The organism is Massilicoli timonensis (assembly GCF_900199515.1).
GTDB classification, from domain to species: domain Bacteria; phylum Bacillota_I; class Bacilli_A; order Erysipelotrichales; family Erysipelotrichaceae; genus Massilicoli; species Massilicoli timonensis.
On sequence record NZ_LT963434.1, the window covers coordinates 428,309 to 445,068 of the forward strand.

Genomic DNA, 16,760 nt, shown 5'->3' on the forward strand with positions numbered 1-16,760 from the left:
AAAACGATGAAGCGAGGTCCATCGTTTCTAAATCCACTCAGATAAAAGCGTTTAAGCTTTGTCGCTCATTTCCACAGCGTCTTTATGCGGATTGATCGCGGCACGTACTTTGGCAGCTACCTCCTCGCAAACTTCCGGATGCTCTTTCAAATAGTTTTTCGCCGCCTCACGGCCCTGCCCGATCTTTTCGCCCTCATAAGAGAACCATGCGCCGCTTTTCGCGATGATATCGTGATCTACCGCCAGATCCAATACTTCTCCGATATAAGATACACCTTCTCCATACATGATCTCGATCGAAGCCACTTTGAAAGGCGGTGCAACCTTGTTTTTGACCACTTTGACATTGACTTTATTGCCGATCACATCGGTGCCGTTTTTGATCGCTTCGCTGCGGCGAATATCCAAGCGCACCGATGCATAGAACTTCAGCGCTCTGCCGCCCGGCGTCGTTTCCGGATTACCGAACATAATGCCGACTTTTTCGCGCAGCTGGTTGATAAAGATCGCCGTACATTCGCTCTTGTTCATCAAGCCGCTGAGCTTGCGCATCGCTTTTGACATCAAGCGCGCCTGTAAACCCACATGCGCATCGCCCATCTCACCGTCTAATTCCGCCTGCGGCACCAGCGCCGCTACCGAATCGACGACCACCAGATCGATCGCACCGCTCTTGATCAGCATTTCGGTAATTTCCAACGCCTGTTCACCACTGTCGGGCTGCGATAAGATCAGTTCATCGATATTGACGCCGAGGTTGCGGGCATAGATCGGATCGATCGCATTTTCCGCATCAATGAATGCGGCCCTGCCTCCGCTTTTCTGCACTTCGGCGATCGCATGCAGCGCCAATGTCGTCTTACCGCTTGATTCCGGACCGTAAATCTCAATGATACGCCCTCTTGGATAACCGCCGATCCCTAACGCCTCATCGACTTTGATCGAACCGGAAGAAATCGCATCTACTTCCACTGCGCTGCGCTCTCCCAATTTCATGATCGAACCTTTTCCATATTGTTTCTCGATCTGCTTGATCGCATCTGCCAACAGCTGATCTTTCTTTTCCTGTTCCTTATCAATCGTTTTCTTCACTTTTTCCTCGGTTGCCATAACTTATCTCTCCTTCCTTTTTCTACTTGCGCTTCTTTCTGTATTTCTCCTAAGCAGCTCGCTTGATCAGTTTCAGCAGTTCCTCACAGCCGATGCAAACACACTGCTCCCTGATCGCATTGCGGCTGCCTTTCAGCTGTAATTCATAAGCAAAGCATTCCTCATGCAAAGCGATGCCCATATACACACAGCCCACCGGTTTGCCCTCTAAGCAATCCGGTCCGGCATTGCCGCTGAACGAGATGCCGATCTCACATCGAAAGCGCTCCTTGACCGCTTTGGCCATCGCCTTCACACAGGCACTTGATACGACGCCGTGCTGCTTGATCAACGCTGCGGGAACGCCGACGATTTGTTCCTTCACTTCATTTTGGTAAGCGATGATGCCGCCTTTTAATACCTGTGATGCATGTGCGATCGAAGCGACATGCGCCGCAAACAGACCGGCTGTCAAGCTCTCACAGGTGGCAATATGCAAATTGCTTCGGCGCAGCGCCGCTACCAGTTCCATCATCTTTTCATTTATTTCCATATTCTTGTCCTCTATATACAGGAAAGAAGCATATGCATCGTGGAAACCGGCACATATGCCCATCTTGTTCACTTTTTTATTTACTTGCTAAGATCAGATCCTTCAACTGTGTAAAATAACTATATCCGGATAAGACGCTGACGATCGTTGCCAGCCACAATAGAAAGGAAGTAACCGGCAATCGCATCAGTTCAAAAGGCAGATTGTTTAATAAGACAAATACGATCGTAACCATTTGCAGGACCGTCTTGACCTTGCCCAGATAGCCGGCTGCCACCACGCGTTTTTGCGCCGCCGCATTCATCCGCAGACCATCGACAACGGTATCGCGCGCAACCATGATGATAACAGGGACGATCGGAACGACTCCTTTCGCCGCAAACAGGATGAACATCGTATTGACGAGCAACTTGTCGGCGATCGGATCCAAAAATTTTCCCAGCGAAGTGATCAGATCATGCTTACGAGCCAAATAACCGTCTAAAAAATCAGTAAAACTGGCAACGGCAAACACTGCCAGCACCAACAGATTGACCAGGCTCAAATCGACAAAGCCGATCTGAAATTCCGGCATGGCAATATGAAAATGCGCATAGGGAAACAAATACAGCAGCGCCGCGACCGGCACCAATAAAATACGAAACAGCGAGAGCTTATTTGGTAAGTTCATCGTCTATTCCCCCTTGATCGTCAAGGTGATATTCTGCGGACCCTTGCTTGCTAAGATCGTTTCATCCAACTCCACCTTAACTCCGTTTACACTGATCTCATGTGCGCCTGCCCAGTTGCCGAAGCGCATCGTATAAGCATCGTTAGCCGAAGCGACGATCTTGAAAGCAGCGCTTTCCTGCGTCGTATATACTTTACTTTGCGGTTCGCTCATGACCGTCGCGTTTTTACTGAGCTGGAACCATGCCTCGGAAAGGAACACGATTTTGATTTCCAGTTCCTCCTGATCTTGGACATTTTCGATCACATAGTGATTCGCGTCTGTTTTGGAAATTGCCAGTTTGCTTGTTTCCTCTTCTTCCTTCGGTTCTTCTTTTTGATCGACGATCGGCGTATCTGCCTGCTCCTGCTTTGGCGCGGGATTTGGATCATCATCGCTCAATCCCGGCAGGACATACACGAAAAAGGCATACACCAGACCGATCGCGATGACAGCGATCACGGCGAACAGCGAAACCAGGGAAAGATCCCAGCGCTTCTTTTCAAGCAGGCTCGGCTTTTGACGCTTTGGCCGTTGTTTCTGCGCTCTTGGCTTTTCGATCTGCTTGGCCTTTGATTCAATGTTTTTTTCGATCTGTTCCTGCTCCTCCAGCTTTTTTTTGGAAAATGCCGTGGTATAGCTGTCGATCGTTTCGTGAAGCAATGGCTTTGCTTCTTCAAAATCAAAACCGACGGCATCACAATAAGAGCGCAGGAAAAAGCGAAGATAGGACAGATCATCCTTGAAAAACTCCATATCTCCTTCTTCCAGCGCTTTGATATGCTTTGTAGTGAGTCTGGTCTTTTCCGATACTTCTTCAATTGTGAGTCCCGTTTCCAGACGTTTTGCCTTCAAACGATTGCTTAATTTTTCCATCTTTTATCTACCTCGAACTCATAATCATAACTATTATAACAATATATCGCTTAAAAGTCATGGTATTTATTGAGTTTTTTCAATTTTACACACTTTCACACACTTTCAAAAATCATTACTTTCAAACGTGTTGGAAAGACTACTCTTATTGTATCGCCATCTGCTTCCTTTTATCACACAATTCCCGAAAAAAAAGGATCACTTTCATGATCCCTCCTCTTTGCATACTATGTAAGCCATGTTCTGTTCTTCGCTATACGCGAAGCGGCAACCATTTATCTACGTTTGCACGTCCTCCCTTCGCTTCATGATTCGCTGATCGGGAAGCTCCCCTACCATTTTATATTTGGGTTTCTCGCTTGCGGGGTTTACCCGTTCCACTCCGATCGTTTCCGACCGGCATCGTCACTGTGGCACTTTTACAGGCTTGCTTCCGTTGTTTCCATTAGGAAGCAGGCACAGCCGTCAGCTTACGCTGCCCGGATTTATCGTTTCATCCGGCACAAACACTACGATCATCGCAGATCGTGCGAGCATGGACTTTCCTCTGCTTTTCAAACAGCGATTGCCCTAGTGATGCAAAGCTTATTTATTTTGGAAGACCGCCTGTTCCAACCGGGATAGGCGTTTGATGATATCGACATTGGATGGAGCGGCAGACGTTTGTGCCTGTACGCTGTTTTTTCCTTCCAGTTCCACGATCTTGGCCTTTAAGGATGCCAGCTGATCTTCATATTCACGCAGATGATCGCCTAACTCTTTGATCATCGCGTCATATTCCTGATAGTCTTCGATCACCTGATCTAAAAATGCGTCTACCTCATGCGCCGCATAGCCCTTAAAATCTACATGAAACTGCTTGTTCAGCACATCTTCTACCCGTAAATGAAATCTCTTCTCCATAAAACTCGTCACCTTCCTTTTATAGTTTCTCAAAAAAACGAAGAAAAAGCAAGCGCTAATTCGTAAATCTGTCTTTTGCGCACGCGAGCGCATCGCAGGTTATTTCAGCTGAGGCGATCAAGCATTTCCTTTTATTGAATTTGCCTTGGAAACATGATAAAATGCCTCTAGGTGATGTTTATGATCAAATATCCCAACGGGATGAAAAAACAGACATCGGATGCGTCCCCTGTGCTTACCCGCTATGGCGGCAGAGGTGCTTCGCTGGAAGATGATCTGAACCGTTCCAATGAATATTATCGGGAATGTGACATCGCACTGATCTATAAAAAGCCTACGCCGATCCAGGTCGTGAGAGTGGATTATCCAAACCGCGCGCACGCGAAAATCATCGAAGCCTATTACCGGACGCCGAGCACAACGGATTATAACGGCATCTATCAGGGAAAAGCAATCGATTTCGAGGCCAAGGAAACGATCAATAAGACGATGTTCCCATTCAAATATATTCACGCCCATCAGATCGAGCATTTGCGCAAAGTGATCAAACACGGCGGCATTGCCTTTCTGATCATTCGTTTCAGCGCACACGCCCAGACCTATCTGGTTCCCGCCGAGGAAATCCTGTCGCGCTATGATGCAAAGCAAAAATCTATTTCGTATCGCGATGTGTGCAGCTGCGGACAGCTGATCCGGGAAGGATTCACACCGCGCCTGCATTATCTGGATGCAGTAGACGCTATTTATTTTAAGGAGGAGATCCACCATGATGAAAAAGTCAAATAAAGGTGCGGAAACAAACGGACCGCGCCCCCCGAAGCAAAAGCGCAAGATCACGGTGCGCAGCGTTGCCAACACCATCGCCATCGTCTTTCTTTCATTGGCGCTGATCGGCTGCGTCAGCGTGTTCTTCATGTTGTCAAGCATCATCTCCAGCGCGCCTGAAGTTACCATGAATTCCTTAAAGGGAAAAGATTCGACGCAGCTTTACGACGATGCCGGCAATACCTTTTCTTCACTTGGCGAAGAACAACGGGAAAGCGTGGATTATGAAGACTTGCCGCAATCGCTCATCGACGCTTTCTTAGCGATCGAGGATTCCCGGTACTTTAAGCACAACGGCTTTGATTTGCCGCGCTTTATCAGTTCCGGTATCAACAACCTGACCACCGGTTCCTTATCGCAGGGCGGTTCTACCTTGACGATGCAGGCGGTCGATAACGCCGTATTTGCGGAAATGGACGACAATGTCGGTTCAATGGAGAAGATCAAACGCAAGATCCAGGAAATTTGGCTCAGCATGGAAATCGAAAACGAGCTGTCAAAAAAAGAGATCATTGAGCTATACCTTAATAAGATCAATTTCGGCGGACCGGCACGCGGGATCCAGAAAGGAAGCGAATACTATTTCGGAAAAGACGCTTCCCAGTTAACACTGAGCGAATCAGCCTTTTTGGCGGGAGTCATCAATGCGCCGAACCTCTATAATCCTTATTCCGGTTATTCGATCGATGAAAACGGTACGGCAACAAACTTTTATGAGAATGCCGTCAAACGTCGTGATGAAACGCTGGATATGATGGAATACCACGGCTATATCAGCGAAACCGAATGCGCATTGGCAAAATCGACGAAGCTCGCGTTTCAGTTAAACGGTTCAAGCGGCTTTGTCAGCAATCCTTATCTCGCCTATATCGATCAGGTGGAAAAGGAAGTAAAAGAGCTGACCGGCAAAGATATGTACACTACGCCGATGCGCGTCTATACTTCGATGAATCGTGAATTGCAGGAATATTACAGTGAGATGCAAAGCGGCAATCACATCAATTTCCCGGACGGCGACAGCGATATGCAGTTCGGCAGTGCGCTGTTAAACAACCAGACCGGTGAGATCGTCGCTTTACTAGGCGGACGCGGCGATGCGGTATATGCCGGCTATCGAAACAACCGTGCCATTGAAAATACCCATCAGCTGGGATCCAGTGTCAAACCGCTCATTGATTATGTGCTCACATTTGAGGATCTCGGCTATGCGACATCGCATATTTACCATGACGGGCCGCGTAAATTCGGCAATGATCCAAATATCATTCATAATGCCAGCGGTCAGTGGACCGGCGATATTACCACTTCCGATGCGGTAGGACGCTCGCTCAACGGGCCTGCGATCGAAGCGATGATGGATGTGCTTGACAAGTCGGGACAAGATCGGATCATTCAGCACATGGCGAATATCGGCTATGAGATCCCTGCCGACAGTTTCAATATGAACTATGCCATCGGCGGTGAAGAAATGATCAGTACCCCGTTGCAGCTAGCCGGCGCTTATCAGATCTTTGCCAATAAAGGCGTCTATATCGAACCGCATGCGGTGAAAAAAGTAGAACTGATGGATGGATCCGGCGATGTGTATGAAACCGAAGTGAAAGAAACAAAGGTCGTCAGTGAAGAAAGCGCTTGGCTCATGTCGCAGCTCTTAAATGAAGCGACGAGCAGCCGTTTCTCCAACCTGTTGCAGATCTTACAGTCCTCTTATCCGGTTTATGCAAAATCCGGTACTTCCGATTACGGCGAAGACGGACTCGCATACAATATTCCGGCACAGGCGATGAAAGATAAATGGATCGCGGCCTATACCAGCGAATACACGATCGCCACATGGGCCGGCTATGACAGCATCGATTATAATCACTATTTCACGGTTTATAAAATGAATGTCAATGTACCGGGTCAGGTCAATCATCTGATGTTAGACAAAGTAGCGGAAGTATTCGGCACGCCGGCGGCGATCACACGACCAAGCGGTGTTACCCAGATCACGCATGTCAAAGGCAAATATCCTTACGCATCCGTACCGGAAGGCACACCGAGCGATATGATCACGACCGGCTGGATCAATACAAAATATGCAAAGCTGGAAACTTTAAGCGCCGATCCATTAGAAGCGCTGCAGTCTTTCAAGATCGAAGAAACCGATACCGACAATGTGTATAAACTTTCCTTCAGCGCTTATCCGGATGCGGAAAAGCTGAAACCGGGCAGTCATACGCAACAGATCGAATTCAGCGGCGGTACGATTACCGGAAACGTCTTCTATGATCCGCGCCTGCTCTATGGTGAAGTTGTTTATAAAATAGATATTTCGCAAAACGGCACTGTGCTGAACAGCTATACTTATACAAGCGAAAATGCCGAGCAGACCATTACCGGCACACCTGGTGAAACCTATAATGTCTGCGGCTACTATTCTTATAAAAATACAAGTGAAGGCAAGAGCAATGAAATCTGCTATAAGGTAACCTTGCCGAAAACAAGTGATCCGGGTGAAGAAGAAACACCGAGCAATCCGGATCAGACGCTGCCGCCGACAAATAATACAGATGACGACGATTGACATACAGCGATCACTTATTACAGACAAAGCGATGACCTTGTTTCATGAGGCCATCGCTTTTTATTGCCGATCTGACATGATCTAATGCTTCATACTGCCCACCAAAAAAGCAGCGTCTCATTGAGCATGCTGCTTTCGATATGCTTCCAGTTTTTCCTTTTTACAGATCGCGACAAACGGACAGCCTTCACAATGTGGATTTCGTGCTGTGCAATAATAGCGCCCAAAAAAGATAAACAAGTGATGCGCCCGGTTCCAGCGTTCTCTTTTGATCTTACGCTTACACTTGTTCTCCACCGTTTCCACATCATCCTGCACCTTTGCAAGTCCCAAACGCTTGGAAATGCGCGCGACATGCGTATCCACTGCAAATGCGGGAATATCAAAAGCAACGCTGCGCACCACATTGGCTGTCTTCCTGCCGACTCCCGCCAAAGAAGTCAGATCCTTCATGCTGATTGGCACCTGTCCATCAAACTGCTCTACCAGACTTTCGGCAAGCGCATGAATATTGCGCGCTTTGCTGCGATAAAGACCGATCCGCTTGATATAGCGCTCGATATCCGAAACATTTGCATTCGCTAAAGCAAATGCATCCGGATAAGCCGCAAACAACGCCGGCGTTACTTGATTGACCGCCGCATCCGTCGTCTGTGCCGACAATACGACCGCAACGAGCAGCTGAAAGGGATCCTGATGCAGCAGTTCACAATGTGCCTGTGGAAACATCCCCTCTAAAATATCTAAAATTTCATCACTCGTCATCCCTCATCATCCTTCCATCAATGACGACGCCTGCTTTCCTTCCGCTTTCCAGTTCATCAAAATGCGGTTGATGTAATCAAAGCTCGTCTTTCCCTGAATCAGCGCTTCTCTTAGCGCCAATACGATCAGTTCTTCATCATACAGATGCAGCCACTCGCTTAGCCGTTCCATTTCCCTTTGCGAGATCGGACGCGCAAATTCTTTTTCAAATAAAGCAAAAAGATTTTCATGAAACAGCAGCGTTTCCGGTTTGCTCTCTTCCAGCACCCCGTCGATATCAAAGGCGATGCGATTGCCGTTATAGCCAAAATGCAGGTATCCTTTATCCTGCAAAGCACTCAGCAGTTCATCCACCTGTTCCAGCGGCAGTTTCAATTTTTCCGCTAATCGCTCATGACTGATCGAAATCTGATACTGATTAAAAAAATCGATCAAGATCAGACACAACGCTTCTTTCGTATTCAGATCGCGTTCTTCTAAATGATCTAAAATAAAATCTCTGCGATTTACACAGCGTTCTTGCCACCAGTTCATACTTCCGCCTCCAATCTGCCTACTTCTTCAAGCGTATCTAAATCAAGATAAATTTCCTGACTACCTTTCCCGTGAATGACATAAACGGCATTCTCATAGCCATAGCCAAGGGTGATCTTTGCATCCGCAATCTGATAATCCTGCTGCGCGATCGCTTTAACTTCCTCAAACCGCAGTTCACGTTTGGTTTTGTGCATGAGCAGATCGCCGTTGGCATCAAAAAAATAATAGCTGTTCGCCGCTTCACCAACATAAACGACATAACGAAAACTATGACGTTCAAAGGTATTGATGTATTTATAGCGTTCGCGGATCACATCGGTGATCGCCGCTTCCCTGCTTTCCTGCTTGCGCATCGGACCGCTGATAAAGATCGCGATCTCAAACAGGATCACCGCAAGCAAAAGCAAAAGCAAAACGCCGCTTACCAATACGTTTCTGCCCGATAATTTCATGTCATCACTCCCGGCTTCTATTTTACAACAATCCCTATAAAAACGCAAAGAAATCCCTTAGTCCAAAAAACGTCGTTTCAGCACATGTGCAAAACCGGCAAACGCCGCGATCAAAAGCAAAGCGATCAAAAACAAGAACGGATGGTTTTGCATTTGCAGAAACGATACGCCGAATGTCGCAAATAAAAAACCGACAAACCCTCTTGCACAAATGCTCAGCAGTAAAAAGCATTGCCATGAAACTGATGACAAAGCAAATAAAGCAGTGATCAAAAACGTCGGTAAAAACGGTACAAATGACAGCACCACAAGCAATCCAAGCGAGCCATGGTAACCAAAACGCCGATCAAAGGAAAGATGCTTTGATAAAAAGCGAAGCAATAAGAACAGGCAGAAAGAACCGCTTGCCATACCCAGCCAAACGTAAAAAAAGCCGGCAGCTCCATAAAGCGCCACCACCAGCATGACCAAAGCAACTAGCGGCAACATCGGCACAAACGCTTCCAAAAAGATGATTCCGACGGCGCCGATCCAGCCCAGTGCCAAAAACATCGAAATCCATTCGCTCATCCACTCCATCTCTGCACTTCCCCTTTATCACTATATGAAAAAGATACAGAAAAAAACCACCGACAGATGAACACTGTGATGGCAAAAACGTTTTTTCTAACACCATTGATCGTGAAGATCAGCAGACAAGCTTAAAGCTGAGCGACGATCGCTTCACAAAAGGCCGCGCTGCGTTTGCTTGCCTGTTCCACATATACCGGAAAATCCATATGGGAATCCGGATTTGCCGCGACGTCGGATAAAGAACGGATCACGACAAAAGGAATTTGATAATGTGCGGCCACCTGTGCGATCGCACCGGCTTCCATCTCCGCACACATCGCTTGCGGATATGCCTGCAATAAGCTTTGTAGGCAGTCTTTCCCCGCCACAAACCGATCACCGCTGGCTACCTGCCCGACCCATGTTTGATAAGCGCCTGAAGCAATCGCTTCCTCACATAAAGCGACCAAATGTGCGTCAGCGTTGAAATAAAGCCCTTTCCCGCTTTCTCCATCGATCGCAGTCGTATCGAAATCATGCTGGACCACCTGTTTGGAAATCACCACATCCAGCACCTGCTGTGCTTCATGCAGTCCCCCGGCAGTACCGATATTGATGATCGCAGAGATCGGAAAATGTTCCAGCAGGATCGTTGTCGCCATGGCCGCTTCTCCCTTCCCGACACCGCTTTTCATCAAGATCACCTCGTGATCGGCTAAAATACCGCTGCTGATCGATACCTTGCTGATCGTTTTTCTTTCAACACTGCGCATGCGCTGCCGCAGCGCCTCTACTTCTTGTTCCATTGCCCCGATAATTGCGATCATAGAATCTCCTTTCCGGCTATGAAGAAATACTTTTCTCCGTCCTTTTCCATCGGCTGATCAAAATCGGTCAAGATCATGACCGTAAAGCCGCACTGTTCCAGCTGTTCCCTCAGCCAATCCACCGCATATACCCGTTGCATATGCTGCTCCGTTATCTGTCTGCCATCCGGCAAATAAAAGATAAAATTTTGACAATAAACGATCCGCTTCACTTTGAATGCTCCAAACATAGCCGACATCCTCCAAATAATCTTCTTCCAGATATTCCTGCGCAAATTCATCCAGACGCGATTGCGTATGCACATCAAATAAAAATACCCCCTGCGTTGTTAATGCATCATACACCGCCTGAAACAACTTTCGCACTTCATCTTCATGAAGCAGATAATTCAAACTGTCGCAATAACAGGTAACGACATCATAGGCTTCATGATCATGCAGATCACGCATATCACCGATCTCAAATCGCACCTGTTTTTTCTTGTCCTTGGCTTTGGCGCATGCGATCATTTCCTTTGAAAAATCGATTCCGCGCACCCTAAAGCCTTCTTTTGCCAAAGCGATGCTCACATCGCCGCTCCCACATGCCAGATCCAACACCTTACTTCCGTGGGCATAAGCTTTTGTAAATGCCACCCAGCGTTGACACGCTTCTATATCGCCAACCAGCGCATCATAATAAGGCGCCAATACATCATAGATCATAATGGATCATCGGAATATCACAATACAGCTTTTCCAGCTGATAGACATCCCGCTCCTCATCTAAAAATACATGCACGACCACATCTTTCGCATCTACCAAGACCCAGCGGGACTGCGCATCGCCCTCCACATGCGATAAGGTGAATCCATGCTCCTTGATCGCATCGACGACATTGTGGGCAATCGCATGCACCTGTCTCAAATTGCCGGCTGAGGCAATGACCGCATTGGAAACAAAAGGCGAAACCTGTCCCATATCATAAACGAGGATATTTTCTCCCTTTTTTTCACTGATCGCATGAACGATCACTTCTAATATGCTTTGTTCTTTCATTCAATCACCTGTTCCTTTTTCAGATACGCCTGCTGCTGCGCTTTTACCGTGCGAAATCCTTTATCAAGATCCTGCTTGCAAAGAGCGATCGCCGCACTGGAATCATATGGACGAAGCGGATCCAGCTTATCACATACATACAGCAGCTTTGCATAGACGCCGGTTCCCTTTCCCAGTACATGATGATAGATCGCCGATAAGATGTCATGATCATAGACCCCGTATTTTGTTTCCACAAAATGTGCGCCGATATAGCCATGCCAGATCGCCGGTGCCTGATGCATGAACTGTGGATGATAGCGCATCATCCAGCGTTTGCTTTCCTCATACGGCATCTCCTTGCATACATCATGCAACATGCCGCACATCCACGCTTTATGCACATCCAAATGATGACAAGCCGCGATTTCCTGTGCCAGCTTTGCCACACTGACACTGTGCCGATACCGTTTTTCACTCATACAGGATCGCACCCACTGCTCCAGATATAACCCTTTTGCGGCAATGATTCGTTTAACGCCCTTCGCTGCCAAGGAAAATGCCCCCATGCGCACCTGTGTCGAAGAAATCGGCATGATCTTCATCGGAATAAGATGCAGCGGATAAGGACAATCGATCGCTTCCTCACTGCGGGTAAACACATAAAAGGAAACCAGCTTGACCAATTCCGCACTGTCCTTCCATTTGACAAGCGACTGCGCCTGATCACTGCCGATCAGATAACAAAAATGCACCTGAGGATAGCGCTTCATCAGTTCCTTCAGCGTATCGATCGTATAAGAAATCCCTGCCAAAGATGCTTCGATCGTACTTACTTTGATATGGCGATATGGCTTTATCGCCGCTTTCAGCATCGCCACCCGCTCCGCATAAGAAGCGCTCGCCTGTGTTTTCCATGGATTTTGATAAGTCGGGATCATCCAGACTTCATCTGCTACCTGTTTGCGCAGCGCGGTCTTCGCCACCTCTATATGTGCGGCGTGCACCGGATCAAAGCTGCCGCCATATAATGCGATCTTCATCTTCAGATCTCCAGTTTTGCTTTCTTAGATCGACGATAAAACACCAACGTCTTGCCGATCTTCTGCACCAATTCACAATTTGCCTGTGCGCATAAATAAGCAGCTGCCTCGTTTACGTCGATCGGACAAGTCTTTAACAGTGTGATCTTTACTAATTCATGCGCTTCCAATGCATCTGCCAAAGTTTTGACACTGTTGCTCCCAAGTCCGTCCTTGCCAACCTGCATGATGGCTCTTTGACTTTGTGCCATCGCCCGCAGTGTTTTTTTCTGTTTATTCGTCAACATTATAAAATCGCCTCCCTGAAGGTTACACCGATCTGCTTCGGCACCCAAACGCGAATATCCGCAAAATCACCGCTGATACAAAACCAGCCCAGCCCGTGAATGACCACGTCGATCTTCTGATCGCTTTGATGAATCGTATAACAAGCCATATCCTTTTGATCTTCACTTAAAATCGGCTTTAATAACGCTCCGTAATGCTTTTCCCATAGCGCATCCGCATTGCTTAATTTCCCCCGATGCAGCGATAAGCCTTGCGCAAAATAACCGACGCAGGTCGCCTTTTTCACCCCGCTGATATCCAATCGACAAAGTCCTCCGACCGCAAAGCTTTGATCATCCTTCAACTGATAGATCCGCGCCTTCAATGCGGCAAGCGGAACGATCGTTTTCAGATCGCCTTCGTGGATATGCGTCAAAAAAGAATCATTGCGGGTTAAGCCCGGCGTATCATATAAAAGATATTCTCCTACCTTGATCGGATTGAGATCTAAGGTCGTGCCGGGATGCAGCGAGGTCGTCAGTTCTTTGCTTTGTAGCAGTGCATTCAGCAGAGTGCTTTTTCCCGCATTCGCCATGCCCATCACGACCACGTCGCGCCCCTTTCGATGATAAGCGATCGCTTCTTTCAAAGAAGCCAGGGAATCATTATCATCCGCAAACGCATGCTTGACCAGATCGCCGCATACCACAATGCCCTGTACGCTGATGTCATACGCCTTTAAGCGACTCATGATAAAGCGCGCCAGTTTCTCATTGCTGAGCGTATGTGGCAAAAGATCTCGTTTCGTTACGACCATAACAATATCTTTCCCCTGCAGATGGCGGTTCATCCCCTTCACGATATTCGCCTCGAAATCAAATACATCGACCACCCAAAGCACCAGCGCGTCCAAAGCCGCAATCTTGCTTAATACTAAATGCGGATCGATTCCCTGTTTCATTTCGATTACCACATCATCATAATGGCGAATGCGAAAGCATCGCTTGCAATATGGTTTAGTAATATCCGGGGCATAGCCCAGCGCCGTCGGATCCTCGTTTTGAAGCAAAGCGCCGCATCCCTTACAAATTCTTTTTTCCATAATATTCTCCTTTATGAAACAACTGTTTCTTCGCTAATCTCGCACAGATCCATTTTTCGATCTGCCGGTTACATTTCGTATAAACCAGATCACGCTTCACCGCCGGATCACACAGCACCACAAATACATGCGCCAGCTTCGCTCCCAGCACATCCGTCAAAAGCTGATCGCCGATGAGTACGATCTCATCCATCTGACAGTGCATCTTTTTTTTGATTTGATGGAAGACAAAGGGCAGCGGTTTTTTCGCAAACGCCACATAAGGAAGCGATACGCTCTGCGCAAAGCGCGCAACCCTTGCCTTACGATTATTGGAAACTAAAATGACCTGAAACCCCCGTTCCTGCAAATACGCTAAAAAACGCTTTGCCCGCTCATCCGCCACATCGACATCGTGTGCGATCAGCGTATTGTCGATATCACAGGCAATTACCCGCTGCTTTGATAATGCGACCTGATCAAACATCATCAGATCGCCGATATACGCATCCGGTACAAATAGATTCCACATACTGACCTCCATGAAACGCATTTATTTTATCATATCCCTTTTTGATCTGCCATCTTTTCGTAAAAGAAAACTGTGTTTTCCACAGTTTCATTCATCGACATCGATCAAATCATAAGATGCGTTTTCAATTCGATCTCGGCTTGGTTCTTGAAAACGTCCCGCCTTGCTCAACTGATACAGCGACCAACATTCGCTGATGCCTTCATATAACAGAAACAGCGCGATCACCCGCAGCGTTACTTCCACCGCTTCAAATGGATTAAACAGCAATACGATCCCGGCAATCACATTGATCAAAGCCATGATCATGACCCCTTTCCATGTCGTAAAACCGACATGTCTGATCTCAAGTCCCTGCTGGACCTTGATCACTGCCTGTAAAAGCAAGGTCAAACCTGCTAAATAAGGAAATAAGCGAATGACCTCATTCGGACGGAAAAACACAAATAAACCGCCTGCCGTCGTCAAAAGTCCCACCACTAAATTAAGTGATACCGCATAGCTTCCTTCATGATACTGTTTATAATACATGTAAAAGCGGGTCAGTCCATAAAAAACGATGATACTGCCGATAAACTGGCAACAGATCGTCATCGCCTTTAACGGCCAAAACAGCAATACGCCGCCTGCCAATACAAACAGCAGCGCCAAGACCACATTGCTTACATGCACTTCTCTAGTATGGATTTCCATAACTGCCACCTCAATTCTAATTTCATTATACACGTTTTCACTTTACTTTGAAATGATAAATTCCATATATTTTTACCGTTCTTCCGCTTTGACAGAAGCGAACATCCTGATTACCCGGCAGGGATTTCCATATGCCAGCGCATAAGGCGGAATGTCTTTCGTTACGACGCTGCCGGCGCCGATCACCGCATGATCCCCGATCGTTACCCCGCCAAGCACCACACAGTTTCCCCCAAACCAGACATGTGAACCGACGGTAATCGGCGCACAGGTCTCTAGCATCTGATCGCGCAGCGCACTGTCAAGAGGATGAGAAGCTGTATAAAAACCGCAGTTAGGACCGATCAGACAATCATCACCAAACGTGATCCTCGCCTCATCCAGAAACACCGCATTAAAATTCGCATGGAAACGATGACCGACAAAAATATTTTCACCATAGTCAAAATGAAAAGGCACACACATCTCACAATCATCATGCCAGCTCCCAAGCAGCTCTTTCAATACCTGCTGCTCCTCTCCCTGTTTCATCTGCTTCAAGGCCTCCTGTACTTTTTTTCGCTGCTCCAGCAGTTCTTCATCATAGGCATGATATAGAACGCCGGGTTTGATCTCATTTGCTTTCATAACGCTCTCCTATTCAATACAATGTTTTTTTACGCTTCCCCATTCTAACATATTTCCTTGTATTTTTACATAGGATAGAAAAGGGTGATAGGATGTTTTCTACGATCATAGAATTATTTTCACAGGCGCTTTGTCTGCTTGGCTATATTCGCAGTAGTTCTTTTAAGCAGCCGCTCTCAAAGGCAGAGGAGGCAAAATGTATCGAAGGTTTGCTTGCCCATGACAGTATCTGCCGCGATCGGCTCATTGAACATAATCTGCGTTTGGTCGCGCATATCGCCAAAAAATATGACATCAAGAAAGAGCAAAGCGAGGATCTGATCAGCATCGGCACGATCGGCCTGATCAAAGCCATTGATTCCTTTAAGCCGGAAAAAGGCAAAAAGCTCACCACTTATGCTTCCCGCTGCATTGAAAACGAGATCTTGATGTACCTGCGCAGCTCCAAGCATTATTTTCAAACGCTTTCCTTAAATGAACCGATTGCCACAGACAAAGACGGCAGCGAGATCACTTTGCTTGACGCACTCGCTGCACCGCCGACCAGAAGTGTTGTCGATACGATGCTATTGGCTCGAAATACCAAAAAACTGCAAACATATTTAGGTACATTAGATGAGCGGGAACTGGAAATCATTTCTAAACGATTTGGACTAATGGGAATGCAAGAGCAGACACAGCGTGAGATCGCCAAAGAGCTGCATATTTCCAGAAGCTATGTATCGCGGATCGAAAAGCGCGCGTTAATGAAATTATACCGCTGCTTCGCCCAGGAGGAAGCGCCATATCAAAACGAAGAGCGGTAGAAAAACGTACAGGACTTATCTGCCTGTACGTTTATT

General features: G+C 47.1%; 20 protein-coding genes, 1 other RNA gene and 2 pseudogenes. 3 read left to right on the forward strand and 20 right to left on the reverse strand.

Annotation, left to right across the window (positions count from 1 at the left end; all coding sequences use genetic code 11):
• Window positions 1-51: 51 nt before the first annotated feature.
• The 6 genes from recA to C1712_RS04190 all read right to left on the reverse strand — a co-directional run bounded on the left by recA (window position 52) and on the right by C1712_RS04190 (window position 4,130).
• Window positions 52-1,110 (reverse strand): recombinase RecA, encoded by a 1,059-nt coding sequence (gene recA / locus C1712_RS04165; protein WP_102267082.1) that lies wholly within the window; start codon window positions 1,108-1,110, stop codon window positions 52-54.
• Window positions 1,111-1,159: 49 nt separating this feature from the next.
• Entirely contained in the window at window positions 1,160-1,642 is a 483-nt protein-coding gene (locus C1712_RS04170; RefSeq protein ID WP_180963068.1) for a CinA family protein, read from the reverse strand.
• Window positions 1,643-1,718: 76 nt separating this feature from the next.
• Window positions 1,719-2,312, reverse strand: a complete 594-nt coding sequence (pgsA, locus tag C1712_RS04175) for a CDP-diacylglycerol--glycerol-3-phosphate 3-phosphatidyltransferase (protein ID WP_102267087.1) — start codon at window positions 2,310-2,312, stop codon at window positions 1,719-1,721.
• 3 nt (window positions 2,313-2,315) lie between these two features.
• Window positions 2,316-3,227 (reverse strand): helix-turn-helix domain-containing protein, encoded by a 912-nt coding sequence (locus C1712_RS04180; RefSeq protein ID WP_102267089.1) that lies wholly within the window; start codon window positions 3,225-3,227, stop codon window positions 2,316-2,318.
• Between the two features lie 227 nt (window positions 3,228-3,454).
• Window positions 3,455-3,804, reverse strand: an RNA gene (rnpB, locus tag C1712_RS04185) — RNase P RNA component class B.
• A gap of 8 nt (window positions 3,805-3,812) precedes the next feature.
• A complete protein-coding gene (locus C1712_RS04190; protein WP_102267091.1) occupies window positions 3,813-4,130 on the reverse strand; it encodes a DivIVA domain-containing protein in 318 nt (105 codons plus the stop codon).
• Between the two features lie 180 nt (window positions 4,131-4,310).
• Here C1712_RS04190 and recU point away from each other — a divergent pair, with 180 nt between their 5' ends.
• The gene (gene recU / locus C1712_RS04195; RefSeq protein ID WP_102267093.1) at window positions 4,311-4,916 is read left to right on the forward strand and encodes a Holliday junction resolvase RecU; all 606 of its coding nucleotides are present in this window, start codon (window positions 4,311-4,313) and stop codon (window positions 4,914-4,916) included.
• On the forward strand, window positions 4,900-7,524 hold the full coding sequence (locus C1712_RS04200; RefSeq protein WP_180963069.1) for a transglycosylase domain-containing protein: 2,625 nt from the start codon (window positions 4,900-4,902) through the stop codon (window positions 7,522-7,524). Before recU ends, C1712_RS04200 begins: the two co-directional genes overlap by 17 nt.
• A gap of 117 nt (window positions 7,525-7,641) precedes the next feature.
• On the opposite strand, the gene nth is transcribed toward C1712_RS04200, so the two are convergent.
• The 14 genes and pseudogenes from nth to C1712_RS13200 all read right to left on the reverse strand — a co-directional run.
• Complete coding sequence (nth, locus tag C1712_RS04205) at window positions 7,642-8,289, reverse strand: endonuclease III (RefSeq protein ID WP_102267097.1); 648 nt, start codon at window positions 8,287-8,289, stop codon at window positions 7,642-7,644.
• Between the two features lie 6 nt (window positions 8,290-8,295).
• Window positions 8,296-8,823, reverse strand: coding sequence for a DnaD domain-containing protein (locus tag C1712_RS04210; protein WP_102267099.1), 528 nt, complete (start codon window positions 8,821-8,823; stop codon window positions 8,296-8,298).
• Window positions 8,820-9,278 carry a hypothetical protein gene (locus C1712_RS04215; protein ID WP_102267101.1) on the reverse strand — a complete coding sequence of 153 codons (459 nt, stop codon included), beginning with the start codon at window positions 9,276-9,278 and terminating at the stop codon, window positions 8,820-8,822. The genes C1712_RS04210 and C1712_RS04215 overlap by 4 nt, the downstream gene beginning before the upstream one ends.
• A 57-nt stretch (window positions 9,279-9,335) precedes the next feature.
• Window positions 9,336-9,857, reverse strand: coding sequence for a TVP38/TMEM64 family protein (locus tag C1712_RS04220; protein WP_102267103.1), 522 nt, complete (start codon window positions 9,855-9,857; stop codon window positions 9,336-9,338).
• Between the two features lie 122 nt (window positions 9,858-9,979).
• Window positions 9,980-10,657, reverse strand: coding sequence for a 5'-methylthioadenosine/adenosylhomocysteine nucleosidase (locus tag C1712_RS04225; RefSeq protein WP_102267105.1), 678 nt, complete (start codon window positions 10,655-10,657; stop codon window positions 9,980-9,982).
• 57 nt (window positions 10,658-10,714) lie between these two features.
• Window positions 10,715-11,362 (reverse strand): class I SAM-dependent methyltransferase, encoded by a 648-nt coding sequence (locus tag C1712_RS04230; protein ID WP_102267107.1) that lies wholly within the window; start codon window positions 11,360-11,362, stop codon window positions 10,715-10,717.
• Window positions 11,352-11,696: a ribosome silencing factor gene (gene rsfS, locus C1712_RS04235; RefSeq protein ID WP_102267109.1), complete on the reverse strand. Its 345-nt coding sequence runs from the start codon at window positions 11,694-11,696 to the stop codon at window positions 11,352-11,354. The genes C1712_RS04230 and rsfS overlap by 11 nt, the downstream gene beginning before the upstream one ends.
• A complete protein-coding gene (gene nadD, locus C1712_RS04240) occupies window positions 11,693-12,718 on the reverse strand; it encodes a nicotinate (nicotinamide) nucleotide adenylyltransferase (protein ID WP_102267111.1) in 1,026 nt (341 codons plus the stop codon). Before nadD ends, rsfS begins: the two co-directional genes overlap by 4 nt.
• 2 nt (window positions 12,719-12,720) lie before the next feature.
• Window positions 12,721-13,005, reverse strand: a complete 285-nt coding sequence (locus C1712_RS04245; protein ID WP_102267113.1) for a YhbY family RNA-binding protein — start codon at window positions 13,003-13,005, stop codon at window positions 12,721-12,723.
• Window positions 13,005-14,087: a GTPase gene (locus C1712_RS04250; protein WP_102267114.1), complete on the reverse strand. Its 1,083-nt coding sequence runs from the start codon at window positions 14,085-14,087 to the stop codon at window positions 13,005-13,007. The genes C1712_RS04245 and C1712_RS04250 overlap by 1 nt, the downstream gene beginning before the upstream one ends.
• Complete coding sequence (locus C1712_RS04255; RefSeq protein ID WP_102267116.1) at window positions 14,068-14,619, reverse strand: YqeG family HAD IIIA-type phosphatase; 552 nt, start codon at window positions 14,617-14,619, stop codon at window positions 14,068-14,070. Before C1712_RS04255 ends, C1712_RS04250 begins: the two co-directional genes overlap by 20 nt.
• A 66-nt stretch (window positions 14,620-14,685) precedes the next feature.
• A complete protein-coding gene (locus C1712_RS04260; protein WP_102267118.1) occupies window positions 14,686-15,291 on the reverse strand; it encodes an HdeD family acid-resistance protein in 606 nt (201 codons plus the stop codon).
• 108 nt (window positions 15,292-15,399) lie between these two features.
• Window positions 15,400-15,546, reverse strand: a pseudogene (locus C1712_RS13195) (DapH/DapD/GlmU-related protein); the annotation flags it as partial.
• A 240-nt stretch (window positions 15,547-15,786) separates the two neighbouring features.
• Window positions 15,787-15,918: pseudogene (locus C1712_RS13200) on the reverse strand (hypothetical protein); the annotation flags it as partial.
• A 92-nt stretch (window positions 15,919-16,010) separates the two neighbouring features.
• On the opposite strand from C1712_RS13200, the gene sigK reads away from it, so the two are divergent.
• Entirely contained in the window at window positions 16,011-16,724 is a 714-nt protein-coding gene (sigK, locus tag C1712_RS04270) for an RNA polymerase sporulation sigma factor SigK (RefSeq protein WP_102267122.1), read from the forward strand.
• Window positions 16,725-16,760 lie beyond the last annotated feature (36 nt).